Consider the following 25547-nt stretch of genomic DNA (forward strand, 5'->3'; position numbering starts at 1 on the left):
TGCGTGTTTGTTGTTATTTTGTTCAATTTAGTTAATGTTTATCACTTCGCACCTCGATTTTATTCATGTTTATTCATGTCTTTGCACCTTTCAATTTCCTGTTCCCTAAATTTTCTTATTGTAATACGAACGTATATTCGTGTAAAATGATGAATATACTAAAATGCGAACACAAGTTCTTGTTTTGGAGAGTGATAGCATTTGATTGATTATGAATCATTGCCGAAGAAAACCGTGTTTTGTATTGATATGAAAAGCTTTTATGCGAGCTGCTCTGCAGTCATGCTCGGTCTTGATCCACTTACGTGTTATTTAGCTGTTGTTGGCGATACGGAGCGTCAAGGGAGTATCGTTTTAGCAGCATCGCCAAAACTTAAGCAAGATTTCGGTATTAAAACGGGTAACCGCCTTTTTGAAATACCGAATGACAAACGTATTCATATTGTGAATGCAAAAATGGGCTCATATTTAGAAGTATCCATGGGATTGACGAAACTTTTTCATCGCTATGTTCCGAAAGAATGTATTCATACGTATAGTGTCGATGAAAGTTTTTTGCAAGTGGATGGCACTGAAAAGTTATGGGGGTCTAGTTGGGCGTTAGCGGCACGGATTAAGCGAGAGATGCTGCAAGAGTTTGGCCTTCCTTGTGCAATTGGGATTGGCCCGAATATGCTTATTTCAAAGCTTTGCTTAGACCTTGAAGCTAAAAAGATTGGAATTGCGGAATGGAAATATGAAGATATACCAAGCAAACTTTGGCCTGTTTCTCCCCTAAGTGAAATGTGGGGCATCGGTAAACGTTTAGAACTTACGCTCAAGCGGATGGGAATTGTGTCTGTTGGACAACTGGCGCAAACGCCACTTGCTTTGCTCGAGAAAAAGTTTGGTGTCATGGGAAATCAATTGTATTATCATGCGCATGGTGTTGATTTATCAGATCTTGGTGCGCCATTAATGCAAGGGCAAATTAGTTTTGCCAAAGGGCAAATTCTACTTAGAGATTACGATGACCCAACGGAAGTAAAGCATGTCATTTTAGAAATGTGTGAGGAAGTTGGACGTAGAGCAAGAAAGGCTGGAAAAGCTGGCCGGACGATTAGCTTAGGAATTGGTTACAGCAAAGATGAATCTGGCGGTGGATTTAATCGTTCGAAAACGATGGAGGAGCCGACGAATATTACAATGGACATTTATAAGACTTGTTTGCAGCTATTTCGTACATTTTACGAACATGGAAAAACCGTTCGGCAAATCTCCATTTCTTTATCGAATATTACGAGTGATGAAGAGATGCAACTTAATCTTTTTGATCCAGCACGCCCAAAACGCCAAAAACTAGGTTATACGATGGATGCTATTCGTGATAAATATGGATCAGATAAGTTATTGCGCGGTGTTTCGTATACAAAAGCAGGAACTGCTCGTCATCGCAGTAAACTTGTTGGGGGACATAAGGCGTAGAGGAGAGAGGATAAATGATACGCGACCGTGGAAAAATTAAGTGGACATCACTTATGCTGCCAGAGCATGTGAAAATGCTCCGTGAATGGGCAGAAGAAGATCGATATAAAGCAAAGCCGCAATTAGACGAACAACAGCTTGAAGAGTTGAATGAAACGATCTGTTATGCAATGGAAGCTGGGGATGAACTAGCAATCACCTCCTACATTAATAACGATTACGAAGTGTTAGTTGGGCGGATTCATTACTATGATGACTTCGAAAAAAAATTACGCTTAATCGATGCATTTAATGATGTTCACCACATTTCAGTAAAAAATATTATAGATGCTAGGAAAGCATAGAAAACCCGAAATCAAAGGAGATTTCGGGTTATTTTTTCACGTGATTTGAAATGAAAGTGAGAATTACTAAACAAAGAGATGCAGTGGCTGTTAAGTATACACCTAGTAAATAAGTGAAATTTTGACCGTGCAAAAAGTAAGCAACGAGAAAAAACGATAAAGGGTATACGCCAGAAACAAAAAGTAACCATTTAGAGAGCTGGTTACGTGATCCTTGATACAAAACAAGAAATCCTAAAATAGGAATAATGTAAAAAGCTATTGTAAAAAGTCTCGAATATTCACCAGAAAGGTTTGCTACTTGTACACCACTTAAGCTCCATAAGTCTAACACTTTAATCCAAGGGATAAAAAAGAATGAAATAAGTCCTACTGCACACCAGCTTTCTACTGTTTTAAAAAAGTTCATGTAACCACCCTAACGACATATTATCAATAAATTCGTTGCCCGGTATTGTATAAATAAAGTGTAATAGAAGGTTTGTCTATATGCAACTTTTTCCAAATATATTAAACTAGTAATAGAGACATAAAGCAGGAAGGAAGAATTAGTATGGGAGAAAAACAAGCAGTTGAAAAACAACACATTAATACAATAGAAAGCATCGCAGCTGATTTACAAAAGTTAGGTGTGAAACAAGGAATGAATGTCATTGTTCATTCTTCACTAAGCTCGCTCGGCTGGGTATGCGGTGGACCGGTGGCTGTTATTGAAGCGCTAATGAAAGTGGTAACAGAAGAGGGAATGATTGTTATGCCAAGCCAATCTGCCCACCTTTCAGATCCAGCAAATTGGATGGCTCCTCCAGTGCCAGAAGAATGGTGGGAAACAATTCGTGAAACAATGCCAGCATATGATTCGAAAACAACTCCAACAAGGGGACTAGGGGCTGTGCCAGAGCTATTTCGTACATATCGAAATGTAATGAGGAGTGAGCATCCAGCCTTATCATTTGCAGGATGGGGAAAAGGGAAAGAAGCCATTCTTCATCCACATCCATTAAATGATGGTTTAGGTGAAGATTCACCATTAGGTAGAATGGTAGAAAATAATTTTTATATTTTGCTAATAGGTGTTGGTCATGATAGTAACACGTCAATGCATTTAGCAGAACACGCGGATCCGACGATAAAAGAGCAAATCCAATATGCACCAATAATAGAAAATGGAAAGCGCGTCTGGAAGAAATATAAAGAAATTGCTTATGATGATGAAAAATTCCCGGCAATCGGCGAGCAATACGAAAAGATTGGTCGAGTGAACAATGGGAAAATAGGGTTAGCTGAGGCAAAACTATTCCCACAAAAAGAAGCGGTGGAGTTTGCGAAGAAATGGATGATAGAAAATGCCTCAAATTAAGATGAAGAAGACAGTGAAATGTAAACTAGGTAAGCAACACGAAATAGTTGACTAGACAACTGTAAAGGAGGTATTGTGGTGAACCAATACAAATACATAATAATGCAGTATATTCCTACACACGCTGAACAAACGGTGGAAATGTGGCGAAATAGTAAGGAGCGTGCAATTGGTCAAAAAGAAATTCATAGCATTGAAAATCATATCAATTTTTTAAATCATATCTTATTTGAACAATATCAAATAGAGTTAGCGTTAATCGATGAGAAAGTAGTTGGGATGATTGCTTATAATGAAAAAGAGATAAGTCAACTTTATATTCATGTTGATTATCAACGAATCGGGATAGGACAAGCATTGCTTGATAGGGCAAAAGAAAAATCAAGTGGTAGGTTAACTCTATATACATTTGAAGTAAATAGAAGTGCACAACAGTTTTATGAAAAGAATGGATTTCAAGTCATTGGTAGAGGACATGAAAATGAAGAGAATTTGCCAGATATTCAATACGAATGGATATCTCCGTAAACATTGTAAACGATCACTATATATGAAAAACTAAAGAAAGTAAGCGTATTAAACCTAGAAGTTGTCTTAGTAATAAAAAAGGGATGTAAATTCAACTATGAATTTACATCCCTTTTTATTTGTGTTTTAACTTTGCTCTGGACTACTTAATTCCAGCTCACGCTTTATTTGTTTTCGGTAAAACAGTTCATATAACACAGGTACAATGATTAACGTTAACAACGTCGAAGTAGTTAGACCACCGATAACGACAACTGCTAAACCTTTGGAAATTAATGTACCTTCAGATGTCGTAAATGCAAGTGGTAAAAGTGCAGCGATCGTAGCTAAAGCCGTCATTAAGATTGGACGTAATCGAGTTTGACCAGCCTCAATAACTGCTTCACGCACTTTCATGCCTTTTTCATAACGATTTTGCCCAATTCGATCGACGAGTACAATTGCGTTTGTCGTTACGATACCAATTAACATTAATACACCAATCATTGCGCTAACCGATAGTGGTTCATCAACTGCTAATAGCCCTAAGATTGCACCTATTGGTACAAAAATCAGCGAAGATAAAATAATAAATGGTATACGTGCTTGCCCAAATGTAATAAGCATTGTTAAGTAAACGAGACCGATTGCAACGATCATCGCTAATCCTAAATCAGCAAATGTTTTCATCGTTTCATCGCCGCCACTTCCTGCTTCAAGTGAGACGTTAGCTGGAATTTTGCCTTCACCTACTAAAGCTTTAACCCCATCTACTACTTCACTTGATACAGCAACAAGGCTATTTCCATATACTTGTGCAGAAACGCGTGCAAAGATTTTTCCATCAAGCTTTTGGATAGCGGATACGTTTTCAACTTCTTTAACAGAAGCAAAATCTTTTAAGGCAATTGGGCCATTACTACTGAATATAGTCATGTTTTCTAGCTCAGTTGCACTAGAAGGTCCTTGATCATAGGCAATGCGAACGTAACGCTCTGTTCCGGATAGTGTTAGGTCACCAACAGAAACAGGTTTCGTTTGTTCGGCAATCATGCCTAGTACCATGTAGCCTGAAACACCGTATGCAGAGGCTTTTTTAGGATCAATTTCTACTAATACTTGCTTTTGCTTATCTTGCATATTATTGGTTACATATTTTAACGATTCGTGCTCATTCATATATGCTTCCACAGCAGTGGCAGCTTCTTGTAATGCGTCAAGGTCAGTTGAATATAGATCGATATCAACGTTATTACTTGAAGGTGGACCACCGGATTGTAACTCAGTTAAGCTAATGACAGAATTCTTATCGAAAGCAAATATGATTTTTTGGAATTCTTCTTCTAACACTTTAATTTCCTTATCAATATCTGCGCTATCCGTCAAGTTAATAAAGTAGCTAGCGACGTTTTTACGAGATATTCCAGTTGAATAATCACGACTACCCACACCTGTTGTTACATCTTGAATGGTATCTTCGCGATTCGCAAGTAATGTCTCAATTTTTAAAGATATCTCGTTAGTTTTCTCTAATGATGTTGCAGCAGGTAATTCAATTTTTGCAACAATAGTTTTTTGTTTTTCATTTGGTAAAAATGTTGCATCGAGTGTTGTTGCAATACCAATTGAGCCTGCTAACAGGACCAATGAAATTGTAATAACTAATGCTTTCATATTTAATGCCTTTTTCATAATGCTAGTATAAATGTTTTGTAGTTTCTTATTTTCACTTTCATCTGGAACAACAGTTTTGAAAGAACTGTTTGCTAGGATAGGCACTAAAGTAATTGATACTAAAAGTGACATAAATAGTGCGACAATGATTGTTAAAGCAAATGGCATAAAGAATTCACCAGTAATACCACCGACAAGCCCTAGCGGTAAGAATACAACAATTGTTGTTAATGTCGATGAAGTAATTGCTTTTAAGATCTCTTTAGTAGAGTCGACAATTAATTCAATGCGGTCTTCTTCACCAGTGCTCTTGCGAATTCGTCTAAAGATATTCTCAATAACAACAATACTGTCATCAACAACACGACCTACAGCTACAGCCATACCACCAAGTGTCATGATATTTAGCGTAATGCCTAATTGCGCTAAGAAAATAGACGATGCAAGTAATGATAATGGTATCGATAGAATTGCAATAAACGTCGCACGGAAGTTTCTTAAGAATAATAGAACTGCTAAGGAAGCGAATAGAGCTCCGAATAACCCCTCTTTAATTAACGTATTAACTGACTTCTTAATTCCTGTTGCTTGGTCAAAGCCAATGGAATAATCAAGTTCACTACTATAGCTTTCTAAAATTTCAATAACTGAGTCAGATACTTCGACCGTATTAGCATCTTGCTTTTTTGTAACAACGATTTGCACTGTATCTTGCATGTTATAGCGAGTATAAGCAACTTTTTCTGTAACTGGTGAAACAGTTGCAATTTCGCTTAATGCAATCGAACCTCTAGCGGTAGTAAATGTCATTTCCTTCAATTGTTCAATTGTTTCAATCTTTTGTTCGACACGAACAGGAACTTGCACCGCATTGTCTTCGAGAGAACCGGCAGGGAACGATAAAAACATGCCGTTAATTGCTTCTTTAATTTTTGTTAACGATATTCCATATTGTGTTGCCTTTTTCCGATCAACTGTAATTTGTAATAACTCTTCTTTTGTGCCACCAACTGTGACGTTATTGAGGCCATTTATCTTTTTTAACTTTGGTAATATTTCTGATTCATATAGTACATTTACATCAGTATCTCCTTTAGGGAAAAGAGAGATATTATAGATAGGAAAGGCACCGAATGAGAATTGATTAATTGTTACTGCAGTACTTTCAGGAAGATTTGCATTTTCAATAAGACGTCTAGCTTCCTCTTCCATTTCATCCATATTCGTATCAAAAGGAAATTGTAAATTAAAGATTGCGATACTTTCATAGGAAGTACTAGTAATCGTATCGACATTTTGTAGTCCTTTTAATTGCTCTTCCACAGGAGTTGTCACTTGTTCATTTACATCTTGTGGCGAAGCGCCAGGGTAAACGACTTGAACTGATAATTGCGGAAAAGTAATATCAGGCAGTAAATCTACTTTTAGTGAACTAAACGAATATAGTCCACCTAAAACAAATAAAAATGATAAAATAATAATAGCAACTGGGTTCTTCAAACTAAATTTAGTGGCTGATTTCATCGATTTCTGTCCCTTCATGTCTTATTATGTGCAAATGCACATATGAGCTTATACATGTAGTATAGTCATAAAAAACGTATACTGCAATAGTTTTACATTAAGTTTTACAAAAGTTTTACAATACATATACAATAGATATGCAAAAGGATGAAGAACATGTCATTACGTTATGCTCTATTAGGCCTCCTAGGCGAACAACCTTATACAGGATATGAACTAAAGCAGCGATTTCAAATGAAAATGGTTCATTTTTGGAATGCTCACCATACGCAAATTTATCGTGAGTTAAATAAAATGGAACAAGAAGGGCTTGTAACAGCAGAAATAGTAAAACAAGACGAGAACCCAGATAAAAAAGTGTATACGCTTCAAGAGAAAGGGAAAAGTGTCTTAACAACATGGCTGTTGAATAAAGAAGTCTCACCTCCAAAAATTAAAGATGAAATGCTTCTTCGTGTGTCGTTATTTCAATTTATCCCTGAAGAAGAAGCAATTGGATTTTTGCAAGAAAGTAAAGCACACCATGAGCAAGTTTTAAACCATATTACAATGTGGAAAGAAGAAACATATAACGAAGAAGTGATGGAGGAACGTATAGGAGAATATTTAACGACAGAATATGGTCTGCTTTATATGAAGAATTGGATTACTTGGTGTGATTGGGCAATAGAAAAATTAGAAAAAAGACAGGAGAAAAAATGAACATTACATTTACAGATGAAGCGGTAAAAAGATTAGAAAAGTTAATGTGTGAACTAGAAACAAGCGTACTTCAACTGAAGTACGATACGGATGGCTGTGGCTGTGTTGTCAATGGTGTAGCCATGTTATTTATATCAGAAAAAGCGGAATCAGATTATTTAAAAGTCGATACAAATTATAAACCAATTTACCTACCTAAAGAGGCAATCGTCTATTGGGATGACAATATGACTATTGGTTACGTGGAAAAATACAATTGTTTTCAATTAAAGAGTAGTGTACAAATGATTAACCCGAGAATGTCGCTAATTAATGAATGCCAATCAGCATAGCTGGTTGGTGTTTTTTAATTGTTTAAAAGCAACTTTTTATACTAGTAAAAGAAGGATGATAAGAATAAATATGGACATGTTGAAGACAATAATGAAGTGAAAGCGAGGTGGGTGACATAATATGGAACAGCTTTTTGGTTTTGAGGAGATAGATAAACAATTAAAGGAAAAGTTTCACTATCCAATAAATAGTGATTTCAGCTATAGGAATATTAAAAGTAATGATGGACAAATAGTGTGTACGATTTATTTTATCTCTTCAATTGTTGATATGAATCAATTAGAAGACAATTTAATAGAACCATTAAAACAAGCGGATTCATCGGCTATGAAAGAATATGTCATCACAGCTAATCATTTTAATAAGGTATTAACAATCGAACAAGCTACCGCTGAATTGAACAAAGGAAGTGCGATTGTATTATTTAGAGATGGCTTCTTTTTTGCTAGTAACGCACAAAAATTTGCACATAGAAGTGTGCCTAAAGCTGAAAATGAACCAGTTATTAAGGGGCCAAAAGAAGCATTTGTAGAATCAGCATCTATTAATAAATCGCTAATAAGAAAAAGAATTAGAGATGAAAATTTAATTGCTGAAACGATGGAAGTCGGTAACCGATCTAAAAATGAAGTTACCTTAATGTATATAAAAGACATTGTAAATGAAGATATTCTTACACAAATAAGAGAAAAAATAAAAGCTATAAATGTCGACAATGTACAAAATATTAATTTGTTAGATCAATATTTAGAAGAGAGAAGATATTCACTTGTTCCAGTTAATCTTTATACTGAAAGACCAGATAGAGCCGTAGCGTATATAGAGGAAGGGCATGTTGTCCTTTTAATGGATCACACATCAGGATGTTTAATAGCACCGATGACCTTTTGGGCAATGATGCATACGTCGGAAGATCATTTCATGAGATTTTGGTATGGGAATTTTTCTAGATTTATTCGAATGATTGCCTTTTTTATTGCAATCTTTACTCCAGCAATTTATATTGCATTAACGAATTATCATAGTGAGATGATACCTCCAGATTTATTATTAGCTATTGCGGCAACTAGAGAGAAAGTTCCTTTTCCTGTTATTTTTGAAATAATCATTATGGAAATTGCCTTTGAATTATTGCGAGAAGCAGGATTGAGAATCCCCAACCCAATAGGTCCGACAATAGGTATAGTTGGAGCACTTATATTAGGACAGGCAGCGGTGGATGCAAATATTGTCAGTCCTATTATGGTTATCGTCATTGCAATAACTGGGTTATCTTCTTTTGCATTGTCAGATGTAAGTCTAAATTACATGATTAGAATGTCACGCTTTCTGTTTACATTTGCTGCGGCATCTTTCGGTATTTTAGGTATGGTAGCTGTGTTTTTATTTGCACTTTCATATATGGCATCGATGAAATCATATGGAGTACCATACTTTTCACCCGTTGCACCTCACTATAAATCGTCAAATGACACATTCTTTAGAAAAATATTAACAAAAGAAACGTGGAGGCCTGGCTTTTTAAAACCAAAAGATATGAAGAGGAAGGTGGCGAAGTGATTAAAGAAGAACTAGGGTTAATTGGGAGAAAAGAACTTGCGGCAATGGTTATAATTTCTATGGGTGCGAAAATAACAGATATGACACCTACAATCATTTATCAAGATACAAAAAATGCTGGCTGGATGGTGCCTCTTTTATCAGGAATTTTGTTTATGAGTTTATTTATTATCTTTATTAAAGTAATTGAAAAGTATCCTAACAAAGGTTTATATGAGCTAACATTAGAGGTTTTTGGCAAAAAAATAGGATATACACTTAATCTTGGTTTTTTTGCAATCATTTTTTGTGCATTAATAGTTGATAGTAGAAGTCACATTGACACGATAGGAACGATGTATTATCCAAGCACACCAATTATTATTATTTACTTTATTTTTATTGGTACAAGCTTTGTTGTAGCGAGAAAAGGCCTACAAGTGATCGGGGTTGTTTCTTGGCTTGTTTTACCTTATCTAATCGGAACTCTAGTCCTTTTGCTCTTTTTAGTATTTAAAGATTTGCAATTTCTGAGAATTTTCCCCATTTTAGGGCCAGGTATAGATGTCGTAGCTAAAGAGGCTGCGATTAAATTATCAATATTTTCAGATACGTTGTTTTTTGCTTTATTCATTCCGCTATTAAAAAGAGATGAAAAGTTTAAAACAGCATCCACAATTGGCTTAGTATATTCCATAATTCAGCTCACTATATTCTATGCAGTATATGTGGCACTGTTTGATGTAATTGGAATCCAAAGGTTAATGTATCCATTTCATGAAACAACACGCTTTTTATCAGTTGGAGAATACTTTACAAATACAGAAACCTTTTTTATGGCACTATGGCTTGTTGGAGTAATGGTGAAGTTTTCCTTTTACTTATTTATAGCTTGTTTTATGTTTGCGAAGTTATTTTCAATTAAACAAATTCGCCCATTACTATTACCATTTGCTACATTGATCATTTTTTTAGGGATTATTCCAGAAAACCCAGTTGAAGTTGGTTTTCTGTTAAGAGAAAACTTACTTCATATTGCTTCTCTTTATGTCGCTATGTATATTGTTTTGATATGGATAGTATCCCGAGTCAGGGGAGGATGAGATGGTGAAAAGGATAATTGTTATTTTCACTTTGTGTATTTTGTGTGCCGGATGTTGGGAAAAAAAAGAATTGGAAGAGCAAGCTTACGTAGTCGTCATTGGTCTCGACAAAGCAGATGAAAAAGGAAAAATTATTGTCACATTTCAAATTTCAAACCCACAAGTGGGCTCTGTTCAAAAGGGGGATGCTGGCAATGAATCTGCATCTGAAATTGTTACGTTTAAAGCGACAGACTTATTAACCGCTAGAGAAATTGCCAATGCTTTTATCACGCGCGATATTAGTTTTAACCATATGAGAAACCTAGTTGTATCAGAAGAATTAGCAAAGTCTGATATGTTACTTAGAACAATTTATTCTACATTAAGAGAGAGACAATTAAAACGAGATATTCGTCTTATCGTATGTAAGGAAGAAGCGAAAGAATTCATTAGGAATAATTCTCCTACTTTTGAGACACGGCCACATAAATACTATCAGTTTATGATCAGACAAGTAACAGATATGGGCTTTAGTCCAACATCAACACTCCATGAATACTTCTTAACTGCAGAAGGAGATGCCGATTTATTTTTATCCATTCTAGCCACAACAAAAGAGGAATCAGGAAGTGGAGATAATGAAGACGAATACAAAGCAGGTCAAATAGACAAAGAAGGTGGAAATAAAACTCAAATAATGGGTTCTGCTGTGTTTAAAGAAGGGAAGATGATTGGCACAATTACAGCAGAAGAAACGAGGTTAAGCTATGCGCTAAATAACACAGCTAATATTTTGAAAATGTTAGTTACGTATGAAGACCCTATTAAGAAAGACTACCGTGTTGCTGCTCGACTAATGAAAACTGGAGAAACAAAAGTGAAAATGAATTTAGAAACAAAGACACCAATAATAGATGTAGAAGTGCCGTTTTCATTAGAGTTATTAGCCATTCCTAGTTTAGTTGATTATGTACAAAATAAGGAAAATCAGACCTTATTAAAAAATTCTATTGAAGCAAGTTTAGAGAAGAAAACCATGAAATTTATTAAGCAATTCCAAGAAGAGTATAAAGGACAGCCTTTTGCCTGGTCACTTATAGCACGCAAGCATTTTTTAACGTTAAGTGAGTATAAAGAGTACAATTGGATGAAAACATTTCCTAAAGCGAAAGTAAATGTGAAGTTTAATGTTGATATTACAGAGTTTGGAGAAGAATTAAGAACGCCAAACATACCTAAAATAAAGGATTGATAATATGAACTGGTTTATCTATATCATTGCAAGCTTTGTAGGGATCTACACGTTAACATTTGCGAGATTGTTATGGAAAGAGGAAAAAAACAAAGCTGCAGCGCTTGCCTTATTATTAATAGGGCTTGTAAACATTGCACTGCCGTATTTTATAGAAATTCGATAGGAAGGGTAAGAGGCGCCCTTTCCTATCATATACGGTGGCTTTCATATTTTAATTGCTTAGCTAGCCTTTTTATTTCATGGAGTTGAAGTGGTTCTAGTGTAGGTTCCGATAAAGCGTCTCTATTTTTTTGGAACTGCTCCAAAGAACTTGCCCCAGGTATTGCTGTAGCAACTGCAGGGTGTGCTAAAACATATTTTAACGCAATAGCTTGCATAGACAAATCGATCCTACTATTTTCTAATTGCTGGATCTGAGTATGTAATTGCTCTTGATCATATGATAAAAATGTTTTATTCTCAAACTTACGTGCGATTATTTTTTCCCAGTCTTCTGTCAATAGTCCCTTCGCTAAAGGTCCGCGTGCGATTACACTCACATTATTTCCCGCTAAATAGTCAAGCAATTCTTCTGGGCGGCGATCAAGTATACTGTATTGCATCATGACGCTAACGATATTTGAACGCTCTACATATTCTTTAATTACATTAGGCCTTATTGAGGAAATTCCATATTCCTTAATTAGGCCTTCCTTTTTTAATTCTTCAAAAGCGTTAATAATTTCATCAATAGGATCTTCAAGCGTACCACCATGAAGCTGATAAAGGTCAATGTAATCGGTTTGTAATCTTTTTAAACTTTGTTTAACGGCTTCTTTTATATGAGATGGAGAAGGGTCCCATTGCCACCCGGTCTGTCCCTGTTCCCAACGATTTCCGACTTTCGTAGCTAAAATAATGTTATCGCGATTATGATTTTTAAGTGTCTTACCCACAAATTCCTCATTTAACCCATAATCATATAAATCTGCTGTATCAATAAAATTTACTCCGCTCTCAATTGCCTCATCAATAATCCGTTTCGCATTCTCGAAGTTAGTTCCTAACGACATACAACCTAAGCCAATTTCACTAACATGTATAGAGGAGTTTCCTAATCTGTTTTTCTTCATCATTAAACCCCTTTCCTTTTTTTATTATCGTAACAGAATTGAAGTTTATAGGAAAAGAATTACGGTTAGGTACATACGTTTTACTATGAGGAAAAAATTAGGTTATTCTATAAAAGGGGGAAAATAGATGGATGTTCTAACAGCAATAAAAACAAGAAGAAGCATTCCTTTAGTAAAAGAGGATGCTGTACCAAAAGAGCTAATTGAAACAATTTTAGAAGCTGGTACATGGGCTCCTTGCCACTACCGGACCGAACCGTGGCAGTTTTTTGTGTTAACTGGCATTGGAAGAAAAAAACTAGGGGAAGCATTAGCTGATATAGCAACCGAGGGTGTTACGGATCAAGTAGAAGCAGAAAATAAGAGATTAAAAGCGGAGCAGAAACCTTTCCGAGCGCCAGTAATCATTGCAGTAGCGGCTAAACCAACAATCAATGAAAAAGTAATAGTGAAAGAAGAATTTGCAGCTGTCAGTAGTGCTGTTCAAAATATGCTGTTAGCTGCACATGCACTAGGGCTTGGAGCAATTTGGCGAACTGGAAAACCAGCATACCACGATCGAATGAAACAGCTGTTTTCTTTACAAGGACAAGAGGAAATCGTAGGATTTATATATATTGGATATCCAAATGTAAAAAAAGAATTAAAAGTTAAAAGAATTCGATATGACCAAAAAACAGTATGGATGGAGGAATAAAGTCTCTATTCATAAGCATTTAAGGAGCAAATAAATGAGAGACTTAACAGAAAAAACAATTTCTGAACAAACTATCTATGAAGGAAAAGTTATCGACTTAAAAGTAAAAGAAGTAAGATTGCCGGATGGTAAAATTGGGAAGAGGGAAGTGTTAAATCACCCTGGTGCAGTCGCAATTGTAGCATGTACAAAAGAAAATAAGCTCGTTGTTGTCAGGCAGTTTCGCAAAGCTTTAGAACGGACAATCGTTGAAATACCAGCTGGCAAACTCGAAAAAGGGGAAGAACCTCTAGATTCAGCGAAAAGAGAACTAGAAGAAGAGACAGGGTATACTTGTGAAAAGATAACTAAAATTAGTGCTTTTTATACTACACCTGGTTTTTCAAATCAAATTGTTCATGTTTATTTTACAAATGAATTAAGTAAAGGGACGCAACAGACCGACAGTGACGAATTTGTCGATGTAATGGAAATTACGATCGATGAAGCATTACGGATGATCGAAACTGGAGAAATAATTGATGCAAAAACAATTTATGCTGTACAATATTTGCAATTAAACAAAGGATAGGAAGTTTTTCATGAACCATTATTTTGTAGATTTACATATCCACATTGGGCGGACTGCTTCAGGACGCCCAGTAAAAATTACTGGAGCGAAAACATTAACGCTTTCCGCAATTTTAGAACAATCTTCTTTGCATAAAGGGATGGATGTTATTGGCGTTATTGATTGTCATGTCCCAGAAGTAATTTTCGAAATCGAGGAACTGCTCAATAAAGGTCGTATGGAAGAATTAACAGGTGGAGGATTAAGATATAATAATACGACATTAATCTTAGGGTCCGAAATAGAAATCTATGATGAAAACTGCAAAGGTCCAATTCACCTTCTCGTCTATGTTCCAACGCTTGATGGAATGAAACAGTTAAGTAGTTGGATGGCAAGCCATATGAAGAACGTCACTTTGAGTTCACAAAGGCTGTACGTTTCTGCTAAAAAACTACAGCAAGTTGTGAAAGAACTTGGAGGCTTATTTATTCCTGCACATGTTTTCACACCGCATAAAAGTTTATATGGAAAAGGCGTAAAACAATCATTAGAAGAGGTCCTAAATCCAGATTTAATAGATGCGATTGAATTGGGCTTAAGTTCAAATACAGAAATGGCAGATCACATTAAAGAGTTACATAACTATACATATGTTTCGAATTCAGACGCGCATTCACTACCGAAAATAGGAAGAGAATATCAAGTAGTAGCGATGGAAAGTCCAACGTTTAATGAGCTAAGGCTCGCTTTGCAGGAACGTGATGGGCGAAAAATTGTTGCTAACTACGGCTTAAATCCACTATTAGGAAAATACCATCGAACAAGCTGTGAAAAGTGTAATACCATTATCGAGGAAAACGAGTTGTCTTGTATAAATTGTGGCTCAAAGCAAATAACAAAAGGTGTTTTTGATCGTTTACAAGAATTGAGAAATGTTGATAATGATACAAATGCTAAGCGGCCACCATACATACACCAAGTACCATTAGATTTCATTCCTAAACTTGGTCCAAAAACATTACAGAAACTTAGGGATTATTTTGGTACAGAAATGAAAATCATTCATGAAGTACCGCAAGAAGCGCTTGAACAAGTAGTATCGAAAGAAATAGCAACTGCCATTACTAAAGCTCGTTTCGGCCAACTTTCTTTAAAGTCTGGTGGAGCGGGTGTATATGGGAAAGTAGAGCTTTAATGATGAAATAGAACTTCCGAATATTACCACGAAGAGTGTGCCGCTTCCTGTGCTATACTACTAGTACAACACGAAGCATTTCAATTTCGGCTTTTTCTATCATTAAAAAACCCTACTCAGTTGAGAGGGTTTTTTATCTGTATATTTTGAGAGGATGAATATTGTGAAGCAACGTACAAAAAATATTTTACTTTTAATTGTATTATTAACACTTGGTTATGCTGGTGGAATTATATATGTTTTAAATTATCTGAAATAGAACTGATACCTATAAAAGTAACAGGTTTACTTCAGAGGTATAATTAATTAAATAAATAGCCAAAACACACGGTATTTCACATATGAAATCACCGTGTGTTTTTTGTTGTTAAATCAATGTCTTTAGTGATTTTATTGCCTTTTTCATAAAAAAACGCACACAAAATCACATATATTGAAATAATTATTTTTATGGTATGTGAATTTGTATTTGACCTATACTGTGAACACATGAAGGGAAAAGACAATAGCAACCTATTTCAAAAGGAAGATTTTTTTAAAAAGGTTATGTGGAATTTTATGTTAAAATGTATATAAGATTTCGAATATTAAGTACTTGAACTAACGGGTCGGATAGTTGAACAAGCGTTTCTAGGATAACTCCAAGTATTTATTAAAAAAGCGTATTTTATAGAGATTAAACATTGTTGTTTTTCACAAGATATATATTTTTTTTGCGAAATAGGAGGGGTTAGATGTTCAGCAACGATTCCAAAGAGGAACTTACTGACAAGACATACAAAATAATAGATATATTTTTTTCCGAAAATGAGAAAACCTTAGTGATTAACGCATTAATAAATCAATGTAGAAATAATCTGCCTTTAGTGACACCTGGACACCAAAGAAACTTGAACGTGTCAGGTTTGCAGCTATTAAATATTCAAATGGTAAGTTTGATAAACTAAGGACTGCTATTGAACTGGTAAACAAAGATTGGAGAGATTTATTAGTAGCCGAAGGTTTTGCAAATGACGAAAATAGTCACATCTATTGGGCAAACAAACTTTTAAAGCGACGATTTTAAAGAAAACTCAAAAATATTTTGTTTAACAAACGGGATGCTTTACCGCAAAAGGTTTTAGGACGGAGGTGTTATATGAGTAATGGCTCGTATCTCGTATAATGATGAAATAGAGTTGACAGTTGCTTCTGATATTTACAGATATGGATTATTAATTGGCTATATTAATAAGGAAACTGTAATTAGATGGTCTGATAAACTAATCAATGAAATGCCTGAACCTCCTTATGAATTAATTGAAATTTCACTTGCTACTAAATCCAAAAGTGAGGATATTGTTAGTTTATTAAAAAACATTAAAGGCACGAGAAATGAAGGATTGGCAATTAAATACATATTTGGTTTATTGAATAAGGGATTAACAGAAAATAAGAATTATGATGTCATTGCTGATTACCTTTGGAAGTTGTCTAACGTAGCACCTATTGAAGAAATATTAGGTTGGGAACTGTACGCAAAAATGAATGTAATCGCTGATGAACTCCAATACGGAGATAGTGAGAAAGTTCAACAAGAGCTAATTATGCTCTTAAAACCCTATTGTTCTTATATTTTTGATTATAAAACTCAATGAAATATCAAAAGGCTTATTCAATTAAAGGGTGCTTTCCTGTAAGAAGAAAAAGCACCTTTATTCATAGAATTGATTATAAAGCGTTATTGAACTAACGAAGCAGTTTAGTTAAAAAATAACTAAATTTAATTTGTAATGGTAAAGGAGAGTTTCTCAATGAAAAAGATTATACCATCTATTATTTCATTATCCCTTATATTACTTATAGTTAGTGGTTGCTCAGGTGATGGTCAAAATGTTGATGGTCAAAAACAAATACAATTTTCATTATCTCAAAAAGGTTCAAATGATAATTGGGAAGTAACAGATAAAGTTTCAGGTCTTTATTACAATCTTTAGAAGACTGTTCATTCAACGCACGAAATAAAAATTGTTTCTAAAAAGGATGTAGATTTCAAAAATTTATCTATCTCTTTGAAGATAGGTAATGAAGTAGTTGGATTCTTTGAAGAAGAAACAGCCGAAGCGGAAAAATACGAATTTAATGCTAAATTAATTCAAAAGGGTAGCTATGAAGTAACACAAGGAACTTTTATTCATCTAAATGAAAGTGATACTTTTTGGGGTGATGATGTAACAATTATTATTAGATATGGCGACAAAAAGGAAGAAATTAAATTGGAGTGATTTCGATTTACACATTGGTGCTTTTTAGAGAGAAAAAAAGCATTCTCATTGTATGAATTAAAATTAAATCATTATTACACTAACATGCAGATTAAGATTAGTTGAAAAAAGAGTTAAATTTAGATGCTTATACGAAGGAAGTGAACGGTAAAGGTGTTTTACCATTCAAAAAAGAAAAAATTACGTGGTTGGAAAAGACATAAGAGGAAAATTGAGAAATGGAAACAAAATGCAATTAACTTAGATATTGATTATGTAAGGGAGCACCATAGGGAGTACATAAAGCTGTGGGTTTTTCCATTTTATAATGGTCTTGGACATAGGACACCTCCTCTATGGTATAACAGGCTATTACTTGACGCAATGATTGATGTGTACTTGACGTGGTATGAAAAGATGAAAAAGGAAAACGAAGATTTTTATTTAAAGATTTGGCTGTATGACCCTCATTTTATAAATTCCCAAATTGTTGTGGCTTATAAGGATTGTCTTAACTTCTATGATAAAACGTTTGATAAGAGGAAGGAACATAAGGGCTTCCCATATGAAAAATTCCATTTTTTAAAGAAAAAGTTGGATAAATTTGAATGGGAATTACACATTGATACAGATTATTATGATGAAAACGACTTAAATGAATGGATAATGGATGGTTTTAAAACGGAAAAAGAAGTCCAATCAATAAAATACAAAGCATATAAAACCTATGATATTAAAAGTGAAGATGGAACATACATACAATACAGTATTGATAAGGGTGATGTATGGATAGGGACATTAAAAAATGAAAGTAACACAACATTCTTCAACTAACGGGTGCGATGTATCAACAAGGCATCGCATTTCTTCTTCAGATAACGAAGCAGTTTAGTTGAAGAAACAGATAATATTTAATGAATGAAGAATATGTACCATAGCCTTACTTTCAATGGGAAGTAGGATTATTTAATTATGAATAAATTTGGTGAATTTCTAGAGGTGATTATGTGGATATAAAACAAGTTTTTTCTTATTATCCCCATCTAAAGATGCATAGTGAGACTACTAAATTCAGATTCTGCCCTAGTTGTGCGTCGGAATATAACTTAGAAGATTTATTACATTGTAAGTATTGTGGATATATCGTCTATCGTAATCCATCTCCTGGGGTAGTCGTATTTATTGAAAAAGATAATAAGGTGTTACTCGGAAAACGAAAAGGGAAATACGGGTATAACAAATGGGGCTTTCCTGGAGGTTTTATTGAATTTAATGAAGACTTCCTAACTGCTGCACATCGTGAGGTAAAAGAAGAAACCAATCTTAATATAGAAATCAGTTCTATACTTAATGTATTTACAAATTTCATATCACCTAGCTTACATACAATTGTTATCGTGCTATTAGCTGAACTAACATCAGGAAACATGAAACCAAATGATGATTTAAAGGACTTAAAATGGTACTGTCTTGATTCGGAGATGCCAGATATGGCTTTTGAATCTGAAAAATACATAATAGACAATATAGATAACTTAAAGAAAAGCACCATTGCAATAGATAATAGCAATAACAAATTTTAATAGAGCATTATTGAACAAACGGGTGCGATTGTGGAACAAGGCAGTCGCTTTTTCTTCTTCAGCTAACGAATGCAGTTTAGTTCACAATGAGTTCTAATAATCGAAGTAATTTAGGGAATAAATATCCATAATACTAATTTGAGAAGAAGGAGTTTATGGATGAAGAAAATCTTGATACTAACCGTAATTGTAATTGTATTATTAAACATACCAAAGCATATCTCTAATGCTGTAAAGAACGATAAAGACTTAACCACCGTAGTCAATGAATCTTTACCATCAAACTCTACACTTATAAGGCCTGAACAGCCTCTTTCAACCAAGCCATTTCAACTATATGATTTGAATAATGATGGAATTGATGAAGTTATAGTCAACTATAAACTAAAAACGAAGGAACAACCCTCTCAATTCGGAGCGATTGTATTAAAAAAAGAAAATGATGAATGGGAGAATATTTGGGAAACAAAATCTCAAGGAGTAGTATTAGATTATTCGGGCTTGGCTGATATTACACGTGATGGAACTAAAGAATACGTATTTGGTGTAACAATAGGTGCTTCAGCAGGAAGCCATCTATATATTTATAAGTGGGTTAATAATTCTTTAAAAAAGGTTGCAGATGTTAATTATCACAAAATGGAGATTATAAGCAACAATAATATTGGTATTGCAGTTTGGCAAAGATTTATAGCTGATACTTATTTTGTAAATGTACTTAGTTGGGATGGCAATAAATTGGTTCATGATGAAGAACTTTACTATGATTATTATCCTATTATTGAAAAGTATCTCTATGAGAAATTATCAGAAATGGATGCTTGGTTTTATTGGTATACACTTGCCGATGCACAAATTAAAGCAAATTTATTTGAGAAAGCAGAAAAATCTATACAAAATGGTATAGCAATAGTTAGGGAACTTGGGTTTTCTGAAGAAGTTGAGAAATTCAATAAACTAAAGGTTATATTGGAAACCAAGAAAAGATCTAATTAAGCTAACGGTTGCACTACTTTTAGAAGGAGTAGTGCTTTTTTTATTGAATTAATAGTGAAAGAGATCTTGAACTAACGATTGCAGGATAGTGAAAAATAATATGGCAAATAGAGAAGGTGATCAAAATAGGCTACTTTATATTAACTATAATAGTCTTATCAATTGTACTTATTATCACCTATATAAGAGCAAAAACAAGCAGTAATGAAATGAATTTTCCTTCGACTAAAGTTAATAATTCAATAGAGTATAAGCAGAGACTTGCTCATGAAATTAAAATTGAAAAACTTCAAAGTGAATTATCACAATCAAATATAAGTGACTACTTAATTAGAACATATGATAGTAATGAAAATAAATGGGAAGGTAACGAATTAATAATTTTAGGTAGCATATATCATACTTGGTACTATGAAATAAAACTAACCTTTATAAATGTTAGTTACATAAGTTGTCCGACATTTTTTCTTCCAACAATATTCGCCTCGCGACTAATTCAGAAATAGGACAGCTAAAGATGGGATTAGAACAAGAGGAAATAGTTATAGTTTTTGAAGATAGGTCAAAGGAATTCTACTTTGTTGTTTGTGAGGACTTTAAATATGAAATGGGATTAAAATATTATGATGAAAAAGATAATCCCAAAGGATAAATAATTAATTTTCTTTCTACAACTAAAGAAGGCAGTATAGCTGAAGAAAATTTATGGTTTAGATTGACTAAATAGAATAGTGGGGGAAGTATGCTAAACATTTATCTTACACGACATGGAGAAACCCAATGGAATAAAGAAAAAAGGTTACAAGGGTCAAAGGATTCGAAGCTTACTGATATGGGAATTAGTAATGCAATTGCGTTGGGGGAACGTTTAAGTAATATTGAATTTAATGCAATATACTCAAGTCCTATTGAGAGAGCTTACCAGACTGCAAGGTATATTAAATCAGATAAAAAAATTCCTATTTATACTCTTGATAATTTAAAAGAAATAAATTTTGGTGATTGGGAAGGTAAAACTCAAGAAGAAATAGAAAATATCGAGATTTATAAAAATGAATATAAAAACTTTTGGGAAAAACCTCATATATATGACCACACCCCTCATAAAGGAGAAGGTTTAGCAGTATTTAAACAAAGAGTAGAAAATGTTTTAAGAAAAATTAGTTCGGACAACAATAATGGAAATATATTAATTGTTACACATGGGGCGGTTATTAAAGCTATTTTGTCGTTTACCATGAATATATCAACTGAAAAAATGTGGGATCCACCATTTATTCATGGTGCTAGTCTTACAAATTTTATTTGGGACGGGGAACATTTTAATTTCAAGATGATAGGTGATACATCTCATTTCTTGGACGAGCTTAAATAGAATTTTAATGAAAGACTTGATAAAAATTTGCTCCTCTACTAACGAAGGCAGGATAATCGAAGAAGGGATATTTGTAATGGAGGCTGTAATGGGGACATTAAATTGGATTCAAAAGTGGTATGTTAAACAATGCAACGGTGATTGGGAACATTCAAACGGAGTACGAATTGATACAATAGATAATCCTGGTTGGAAGGTTCAAATTAGTGTGGAGGACACTGATATAAACGAAAATCCCTTTGAAAGTATTGATATTGAACGGACTGAAGATGACTGGATTTATTGTAAGATAGAATATGAACCAGAATTGGACGGTTTTCAATTTGTTGGTTATGGCGGTCCAGAGAATTTAGAAGAAATCCTAACAGTCTTTAAAAAATGGGTTGAATAACAAAATCTTATTAAAGTAAAGCTGAGCGAATACTGAATAAAGAAATAAATTAAGGTGATGAAAATGATAAAAAACGTTGAACTAATTACAAATGAAATTCAAGATTTTTCACTAATAAACATTAAGCTTATAACTGGTTTCTTTGTTTCTTTTTACAAAGAATTTGAAGAAAACAAATCCTTACTAGAAATTGATTTTGTTATTGAAGGTGAGAACGGTAATAAGTTCCTTGCAAATTTCCACTTTCATAATCCACAAAATATTCGTTATGAAAGTGGTGGTCCATATCATCAAATATCAATAAAAATTCAGGACATTGAGGATATAGGTTGGGAAAATAAAAGGTATGAAGTGATAGACTTTGAAGGAGACACTCTTCAGTTTTACTGTTCTGATATTGAAGTAATGTCTATAAAAGGAACTATTTATTCCATATAAGCTTGTTGTGCTAGCGGGTGCTTTCCTCAAAAATGAAAGCACAATATTTATTGAATTGATAACAAATCGTTGTTGAACTAACGAGTGCAGTTTAGTGAAAAACTATGAAAGGAAATGAATAAATGTGAATGACTTTGATAAGATGGACAAGTTATTGCAAAAATTTATAAAAGAAATACCAACCATGGAAAATAAGGATGATTTAATAAATCGTTATATGAAATCCATTGATGACAATATTGATCCATCTATTTACCTTAAACAATTAAAACTAAGTTATAAAGAGTTTGAAAGATGGCTTCATGACCTATTGAATAGTGAAATGATATCAGACGAGATTGTTGCTTTAAATTTTGGACTTTTTGAAAATGAGTATACAATTCAACTCTATATTACAGGTTCTAAGGAATGGGAGTTCGATGATGATGACTGGGCTTGTAATAATGATTATTTCCCAAAAGGAAGGTATGCTTCAATTAATATTTATAAAGAATTAAAAATTTTATTAGAAAACGAATTTGACCTGGGGTTATTTATGACAATCGCTACTACAATCATTTTAGTAAATACATATGTTACATGTTATCCTAATAAGCTTCCCCAAAACATAAAACTAGCAACAGGCTTTGATGATGGAGATATTTATAATTTAAATTAGAAATTAGAAATTGAACTTAGAAAATTAAAGGAGCTTTTTTTACTAACGATGCAGGAATGTTGAACAACAGAAACTAAAGAAGAAAGGTAAAATCTTATGGGGATAAAGTTTTTGTTTATTTTAAATACAGAAGAACCAACTGGACCAGAATACACGGCATACGAATATGGTTTCATAGAAGGTTCATTAGACATTTATCTCAATGAAAAGTTATTCTTTAGTGAACCATACGTCAATTTAGCGGAACTTGCAATACAAATAGGTGAATGGCTTTACTCAATAGAGAATGGACTTTTAGAGGACTTGAATTTAGTGACAATTGATCATGATGAGGTTATTTTGTCCTTTAAATATAAAGGAGATAATAATTGGGGTGTAAATTCAATTTGGCAAGAGTTTGTGTCACACGAACTTATAGCTACAACAGTTTTAGTTGAATGCGTAAAATATTTTATTAGTGAGCTAAATAAGGAACTGCATAAGATAAATTATGTGGTTAAACTCGATAAATACCTTCAACATTGAACTAACGAAGGCAGGTTAGTGGAAGATAACAGTAGTTTAGAAGGTGATATAATGAGGGTAAATAAAATGTGTTGAAATAAACATTATTAAAAGGAGGAGTATGTATGATATGGGAAGATGTCAGAAAGGCTTATCCAAATTCATGGGTGGTATTTGAGGCCATCCAAGCACACTCAAAAAATAATTACCGCATTGTTGATGAGATTGCTGTTATTGACTCCTTCAATGACTCAATGCAGGCTCTCCGACGCCATTCTGAACTACACAAACTAAAACCTAGTCGTGAACTGTATTTTTTTCACACTTCAAGAGAAAAACTTGATATTCACGAAAAGAAGTGGGCAGGTCTTAGGAAGATATGATTAAAATCAAAGAGGTGGCAGGCTTACCATTTATTTCGGCAAGTGTGACATTTCGAGGACAAAAAACGGAGTTAGAAAATGTATTAATTGACACTGGGTCTGCTGGAACAATATTTAATGTAAATAAACTAGAACACATAGGTGTAAAACCAGAACCAAATGATGTTACCCAAACAATCACAGGTGTTGGTGGACTTGAATTTGTTTACACAAAAGAGTTAGATCAAATTTCCATTGCAAAAGATATAAAGATAAAAAACTTTTTAATTGAATTAGGGTCAATGGAATACGGACTAGATCTTGACGGTATTATTGGTTACGATTTCATGAAAAGTGTGGGTTTAAATATTGATTTAAAGCATTTTAGGTTAACTATATAAGAAAATTAATTTAATGAAGTGGTATTATTGAGCACTTGCACAAGAAAGTGAAGTGCTCTTTTTTCTTAAAAGTGATAGAAATAGCGTGTTCAACTAAACGAAGGCAGAAGAGTTGAATAAGTGGAATGTTTTTTTACTTAAATAATACACTTTTATATTTACAAAGGTAGGTGGTCTTCCTGATTAATGAGCAAACGTTTTATCTGCTAACATTTCTCTCAATGCTAATAAGCCCTTTTATATTTATGCTATCGAGACGGTTCGTGTTATCACATATAAACTTTGTAATTATAGGATTGTTTTTTATTAGTTGGTTCTGGGCAATACATTATAAATTAACAGAAAAAACCTATCCACCAGAGGTCTTGTTTGTAATTATGGTTTTACTCTCTACAATTATGGTTTGGATTTCTTTATATTATTTACAAACTTGTCTTACAAATAGGAGTAAGGTTTTTAGTTTAGTTATAACAGTTTTGTTAGGAATTGTAGCTTTGTCCTTTAACTTTATAAATTACGAGTTTCCAGAAAAGTTTGATATATCATATGCCCGATTTCACGTTTCTTTTGTTGCATTATTATTATGTTTAAATTCCTTTCTATTCTTAAAACAAATGGTTCTGTGGGTAGTGGCAAAAGCAAAATAATTCATAACAATTTTATAGTAGTTATTAAACAAACGGGTGCAAAAGCTAAACAAGGAACTGTCAAATGTGGCAGTTAATATTGACAGATGCAAGAAGAAATTATGTTTACGACAAATTGCACAAAGGTTTAACATATGGAGGATCATATTTTCCCAAAATAAAAGACGTCCTATGAAGGACGTCTTTGCGTATTGCGGCGAGAGACAGCACTCCACATTTGTGCCTTGCCATAAAGGCGTGTCAATCTCGTCTTATGCAATTCAGCTCATCGCGAGATTAGTATAGCATATTGCAACTATTATATCTAATAGAAAATTTTCCTTATAGTAGCGATTGCTTCAGCCTTTCTTTATTGATCCAGCTTCAGCAATCAACGTCTAGAAAACTTCGCACTCTTCATTTCGATAAGTCTACATCGAATAGTTACGACTATTCGTGTATCCTTTATCTTAATCAGAGTGCTCCAGTTTTTACGCCGTTAAGCGATTGCTTCAGCCTTTCTTTATTGATCCAGCTTCAGCTCCCAACGCCTACAATTCTTCACACTTTTTATTTACGATAAGTCAACATCAACTCGTAATACTCGTTGTGTTTCCTTTATCTCA

Annotated in this window: 31 protein-coding genes; 28 read left to right on the top strand and 3 right to left on the bottom strand. The window is 33.9% G+C overall.

The genetic code is table 11. From position 1 onward, the window contains the following. Positions 1 to 249 precede the first annotated feature (249 nt). Together CIB95_RS03760 and CIB95_RS03765 are read left to right on the top strand one after the other, a co-directional pair. Complete coding sequence (locus CIB95_RS03760; protein ID WP_094922176.1) at positions 250 to 1464, top strand: Y-family DNA polymerase; 1215 nt, start codon at positions 250 to 252, stop codon at positions 1462 to 1464. 14 nt (positions 1465 to 1478) lie between these two features. Continuing rightward, a complete protein-coding gene (locus tag CIB95_RS03765) occupies positions 1479 to 1808 on the top strand; it encodes a YolD-like family protein (protein WP_094921981.1) in 330 nt (109 codons plus the stop codon). A 28-nt stretch (positions 1809 to 1836) separates the two neighbouring features. On the opposite strand, the gene CIB95_RS03770 is transcribed toward CIB95_RS03765, so the two are convergent. Then, a complete protein-coding gene (locus CIB95_RS03770) occupies positions 1837 to 2217 on the bottom strand; it encodes a hypothetical protein (protein WP_094921983.1) in 381 nt (126 codons plus the stop codon). Between the two features lie 144 nt (positions 2218 to 2361). Here CIB95_RS03770 and CIB95_RS03775 point away from each other — a divergent pair, with 144 nt between their 5' ends. Next, positions 2362 to 3168, top strand: coding sequence for an aminoglycoside N(3)-acetyltransferase (locus CIB95_RS03775; protein ID WP_094921986.1), 807 nt, complete (start codon positions 2362 to 2364; stop codon positions 3166 to 3168). A 78-nt stretch (positions 3169 to 3246) separates the two neighbouring features. Further along, the gene (locus CIB95_RS03780) at positions 3247 to 3696 is read left to right on the top strand and encodes a GNAT family N-acetyltransferase (protein ID WP_094921988.1); all 450 of its coding nucleotides are present in this window, start codon (positions 3247 to 3249) and stop codon (positions 3694 to 3696) included. 126 nt (positions 3697 to 3822) lie between these two features. Here the strand turns inward: CIB95_RS03780 and CIB95_RS03785 are convergent, their stop codons facing one another. Further along, a complete protein-coding gene (locus CIB95_RS03785) occupies positions 3823 to 6873 on the bottom strand; it encodes an efflux RND transporter permease subunit (RefSeq protein WP_094921991.1) in 3051 nt (1016 codons plus the stop codon). A gap of 156 nt (positions 6874 to 7029) precedes the next feature. Between CIB95_RS03785 and CIB95_RS03790 the strand changes: the two genes are divergently transcribed. From CIB95_RS03790 to CIB95_RS16155, 6 genes are all read left to right on the top strand, one after another. Continuing rightward, a complete protein-coding gene (locus CIB95_RS03790; protein WP_233143883.1) occupies positions 7030 to 7575 on the top strand; it encodes a PadR family transcriptional regulator in 546 nt (181 codons plus the stop codon). Then, a complete protein-coding gene (locus tag CIB95_RS03795; protein WP_094921996.1) occupies positions 7572 to 7907 on the top strand; it encodes an iron-sulfur cluster biosynthesis family protein in 336 nt (111 codons plus the stop codon). The genes CIB95_RS03790 and CIB95_RS03795 overlap by 4 nt, the downstream gene beginning before the upstream one ends. Before the next feature lie 121 nt (positions 7908 to 8028). Next, positions 8029 to 9468: a spore germination protein gene (locus tag CIB95_RS03800; RefSeq protein ID WP_094921999.1), complete on the top strand. Its 1440-nt coding sequence runs from the start codon at positions 8029 to 8031 to the stop codon at positions 9466 to 9468. Continuing rightward, positions 9465 to 10550 carry a GerAB/ArcD/ProY family transporter gene (locus CIB95_RS03805; protein WP_094922002.1) on the top strand — a complete coding sequence of 362 codons (1086 nt, stop codon included), beginning with the start codon at positions 9465 to 9467 and terminating at the stop codon, positions 10548 to 10550. The genes CIB95_RS03800 and CIB95_RS03805 overlap by 4 nt, the downstream gene beginning before the upstream one ends. Before the next feature lies 1 nt (position 10551). After that, complete coding sequence (locus tag CIB95_RS03810) at positions 10552 to 11784, top strand: Ger(x)C family spore germination protein (RefSeq protein WP_094922004.1); 1233 nt, start codon at positions 10552 to 10554, stop codon at positions 11782 to 11784. 4 nt (positions 11785 to 11788) lie between these two features. Continuing rightward, on the top strand, positions 11789 to 11950 hold the full coding sequence (locus CIB95_RS16155) for a hypothetical protein (protein WP_158217555.1): 162 nt from the start codon (positions 11789 to 11791) through the stop codon (positions 11948 to 11950). A gap of 25 nt (positions 11951 to 11975) precedes the next feature. Here the strand turns inward: CIB95_RS16155 and CIB95_RS03815 are convergent, their stop codons facing one another. Further along, a complete protein-coding gene (locus CIB95_RS03815; protein WP_094922007.1) occupies positions 11976 to 12899 on the bottom strand; it encodes an aldo/keto reductase in 924 nt (307 codons plus the stop codon). Positions 12900 to 13026: 127 nt separating this feature from the next. Between CIB95_RS03815 and CIB95_RS03820 the strand changes: the two genes are divergently transcribed. The 18 genes from CIB95_RS03820 to CIB95_RS03905 all read left to right on the top strand — a co-directional run bounded on the left by CIB95_RS03820 (position 13027) and on the right by CIB95_RS03905 (position 24295). Further along, a complete protein-coding gene (locus CIB95_RS03820) occupies positions 13027 to 13596 on the top strand; it encodes a nitroreductase family protein (protein WP_094922010.1) in 570 nt (189 codons plus the stop codon). A gap of 34 nt (positions 13597 to 13630) precedes the next feature. After that, positions 13631 to 14167, top strand: coding sequence for an NUDIX domain-containing protein (locus CIB95_RS03825; RefSeq protein ID WP_094922012.1), 537 nt, complete (start codon positions 13631 to 13633; stop codon positions 14165 to 14167). A gap of 10 nt (positions 14168 to 14177) precedes the next feature. Continuing rightward, positions 14178 to 15344 carry an endonuclease Q family protein gene (locus CIB95_RS03830; protein WP_094922015.1) on the top strand — a complete coding sequence of 389 codons (1167 nt, stop codon included), beginning with the start codon at positions 14178 to 14180 and terminating at the stop codon, positions 15342 to 15344. 1145 nt (positions 15345 to 16489) lie between these two features. Further along, the gene (locus CIB95_RS03840) at positions 16490 to 16981 is read left to right on the top strand and encodes a hypothetical protein (protein WP_094922021.1); all 492 of its coding nucleotides are present in this window, start codon (positions 16490 to 16492) and stop codon (positions 16979 to 16981) included. A 156-nt stretch (positions 16982 to 17137) separates the two neighbouring features. Beyond that, entirely contained in the window at positions 17138 to 17320 is a 183-nt protein-coding gene (locus CIB95_RS03845; protein WP_094922024.1) for a hypothetical protein, read from the top strand. A gap of 75 nt (positions 17321 to 17395) precedes the next feature. Next, a complete protein-coding gene (locus CIB95_RS03850; protein ID WP_094922026.1) occupies positions 17396 to 17608 on the top strand; it encodes a hypothetical protein in 213 nt (70 codons plus the stop codon). 396 nt (positions 17609 to 18004) lie between these two features. Continuing rightward, on the top strand, positions 18005 to 18421 hold the full coding sequence (locus CIB95_RS16400; protein WP_233143884.1) for a hypothetical protein: 417 nt from the start codon (positions 18005 to 18007) through the stop codon (positions 18419 to 18421). A 173-nt stretch (positions 18422 to 18594) separates the two neighbouring features. After that, on the top strand, positions 18595 to 19170 hold the full coding sequence (locus CIB95_RS03860; RefSeq protein ID WP_094922031.1) for a nucleotide triphosphate diphosphatase NUDT15: 576 nt from the start codon (positions 18595 to 18597) through the stop codon (positions 19168 to 19170). 159 nt (positions 19171 to 19329) lie between these two features. Then, on the top strand, positions 19330 to 20166 hold the full coding sequence (locus CIB95_RS03865; protein ID WP_094922034.1) for a hypothetical protein: 837 nt from the start codon (positions 19330 to 19332) through the stop codon (positions 20164 to 20166). 209 nt (positions 20167 to 20375) lie between these two features. Then, positions 20376 to 20672: a hypothetical protein gene (locus CIB95_RS16405; protein ID WP_094922037.1), complete on the top strand. Its 297-nt coding sequence runs from the start codon at positions 20376 to 20378 to the stop codon at positions 20670 to 20672. Between the two features lie 11 nt (positions 20673 to 20683). After that, a complete protein-coding gene (locus CIB95_RS16485; protein ID WP_269844953.1) occupies positions 20684 to 20818 on the top strand; it encodes a hypothetical protein in 135 nt (44 codons plus the stop codon). A gap of 90 nt (positions 20819 to 20908) precedes the next feature. After that, positions 20909 to 21541, top strand: coding sequence for a histidine phosphatase family protein (locus CIB95_RS03875; protein WP_094922040.1), 633 nt, complete (start codon positions 20909 to 20911; stop codon positions 21539 to 21541). Between the two features lie 76 nt (positions 21542 to 21617). Beyond that, entirely contained in the window at positions 21618 to 21932 is a 315-nt protein-coding gene (locus CIB95_RS03880) for an immunity 53 family protein (protein WP_233143885.1), read from the top strand. A 63-nt stretch (positions 21933 to 21995) separates the two neighbouring features. Beyond that, the gene (locus tag CIB95_RS03885; protein ID WP_094922046.1) at positions 21996 to 22370 is read left to right on the top strand and encodes a hypothetical protein; all 375 of its coding nucleotides are present in this window, start codon (positions 21996 to 21998) and stop codon (positions 22368 to 22370) included. Between the two features lie 142 nt (positions 22371 to 22512). After that, a complete protein-coding gene (locus tag CIB95_RS03890) occupies positions 22513 to 23028 on the top strand; it encodes a hypothetical protein (protein WP_142296462.1) in 516 nt (171 codons plus the stop codon). Between the two features lie 111 nt (positions 23029 to 23139). Further along, complete coding sequence (locus tag CIB95_RS03895) at positions 23140 to 23553, top strand: DUF7878 domain-containing protein (RefSeq protein ID WP_094922050.1); 414 nt, start codon at positions 23140 to 23142, stop codon at positions 23551 to 23553. Positions 23554 to 23657: 104 nt separating this feature from the next. Beyond that, positions 23658 to 23915 carry a hypothetical protein gene (locus CIB95_RS03900; protein WP_094922052.1) on the top strand — a complete coding sequence of 86 codons (258 nt, stop codon included), beginning with the start codon at positions 23658 to 23660 and terminating at the stop codon, positions 23913 to 23915. Next, on the top strand, positions 23912 to 24295 hold the full coding sequence (locus CIB95_RS03905; protein ID WP_094922054.1) for a retropepsin-like aspartic protease: 384 nt from the start codon (positions 23912 to 23914) through the stop codon (positions 24293 to 24295). The genes CIB95_RS03900 and CIB95_RS03905 overlap by 4 nt, the downstream gene beginning before the upstream one ends. Positions 24296 to 25547 lie beyond the last annotated feature (1252 nt).

The sequence above is a fragment of the Lottiidibacillus patelloidae genome, assembly GCF_002262935.1.
Classification (GTDB): domain Bacteria; phylum Bacillota; class Bacilli; order Bacillales; family SA5d-4; genus Lottiidibacillus; species Lottiidibacillus patelloidae.

Bases quoted from the DNA above. Each gene is read 5' to 3' on its own strand.
- CIB95_RS03760 (WP_094922176.1), top strand. From the start codon at position 250: ATGAAAAGCTTTTATGCGAGCTGCTCTGCAGTCATGCTCGGTCTTGAT.
- CIB95_RS03765 (WP_094921981.1), top strand. From the start codon at position 1,479: ATGATACGCGACCGTGGAAAAATTAAGTGGACATCACTTATGCTGCCA.
- CIB95_RS03770 (WP_094921983.1), bottom strand. From the start codon at position 2,217: ATGAACTTTTTTAAAACAGTAGAAAGCTGGTGTGCAGTAGGACTTATT.
- CIB95_RS03775 (WP_094921986.1), top strand. From the start codon at position 2,362: ATGGGAGAAAAACAAGCAGTTGAAAAACAACACATTAATACAATAGAA.
- CIB95_RS03785 (WP_094921991.1), bottom strand. From the start codon at position 6,873: ATGAAATCAGCCACTAAATTTAGTTTGAAGAACCCAGTTGCTATTATT.
- CIB95_RS03790 (WP_233143883.1), top strand. From the start codon at position 7,030: ATGTCATTACGTTATGCTCTATTAGGCCTCCTAGGCGAACAACCTTAT.
- CIB95_RS03795 (WP_094921996.1), top strand. From the start codon at position 7,572: ATGAACATTACATTTACAGATGAAGCGGTAAAAAGATTAGAAAAGTTA.
- CIB95_RS03800 (WP_094921999.1), top strand. From the start codon at position 8,029: ATGGAACAGCTTTTTGGTTTTGAGGAGATAGATAAACAATTAAAGGAA.
- CIB95_RS03810 (WP_094922004.1), top strand. From the start codon at position 10,552: ATGGTGAAAAGGATAATTGTTATTTTCACTTTGTGTATTTTGTGTGCC.
- CIB95_RS16155 (WP_158217555.1), top strand. From the start codon at position 11,789: ATGAACTGGTTTATCTATATCATTGCAAGCTTTGTAGGGATCTACACG.
- CIB95_RS03815 (WP_094922007.1), bottom strand. From the start codon at position 12,899: ATGAAGAAAAACAGATTAGGAAACTCCTCTATACATGTTAGTGAAATT.
- CIB95_RS03820 (WP_094922010.1), top strand. From the start codon at position 13,027: ATGGATGTTCTAACAGCAATAAAAACAAGAAGAAGCATTCCTTTAGTA.
- CIB95_RS03825 (WP_094922012.1), top strand. From the start codon at position 13,631: ATGAGAGACTTAACAGAAAAAACAATTTCTGAACAAACTATCTATGAA.
- CIB95_RS03830 (WP_094922015.1), top strand. From the start codon at position 14,178: ATGAACCATTATTTTGTAGATTTACATATCCACATTGGGCGGACTGCT.
- CIB95_RS03840 (WP_094922021.1), top strand. From the start codon at position 16,490: ATGGCTCGTATCTCGTATAATGATGAAATAGAGTTGACAGTTGCTTCT.
- CIB95_RS03845 (WP_094922024.1), top strand. From the start codon at position 17,138: ATGAAAAAGATTATACCATCTATTATTTCATTATCCCTTATATTACTT.
- CIB95_RS16400 (WP_233143884.1), top strand. From the start codon at position 18,005: ATGAAAAAGGAAAACGAAGATTTTTATTTAAAGATTTGGCTGTATGAC.
- CIB95_RS03865 (WP_094922034.1), top strand. From the start codon at position 19,330: ATGAAGAAAATCTTGATACTAACCGTAATTGTAATTGTATTATTAAAC.
- CIB95_RS16405 (WP_094922037.1), top strand. From the start codon at position 20,376: ATGAATTTTCCTTCGACTAAAGTTAATAATTCAATAGAGTATAAGCAG.
- CIB95_RS16485 (WP_269844953.1), top strand. From the start codon at position 20,684: ATGGGATTAGAACAAGAGGAAATAGTTATAGTTTTTGAAGATAGGTCA.
- CIB95_RS03875 (WP_094922040.1), top strand. From the start codon at position 20,909: ATGCTAAACATTTATCTTACACGACATGGAGAAACCCAATGGAATAAA.
- CIB95_RS03880 (WP_233143885.1), top strand. From the start codon at position 21,618: ATGGAGGCTGTAATGGGGACATTAAATTGGATTCAAAAGTGGTATGTT.
- CIB95_RS03885 (WP_094922046.1), top strand. From the start codon at position 21,996: ATGATAAAAAACGTTGAACTAATTACAAATGAAATTCAAGATTTTTCA.
- CIB95_RS03890 (WP_142296462.1), top strand. From the start codon at position 22,513: ATGGACAAGTTATTGCAAAAATTTATAAAAGAAATACCAACCATGGAA.
- CIB95_RS03900 (WP_094922052.1), top strand. From the start codon at position 23,658: ATGATATGGGAAGATGTCAGAAAGGCTTATCCAAATTCATGGGTGGTA.
- CIB95_RS03905 (WP_094922054.1), top strand. From the start codon at position 23,912: ATGATTAAAATCAAAGAGGTGGCAGGCTTACCATTTATTTCGGCAAGT.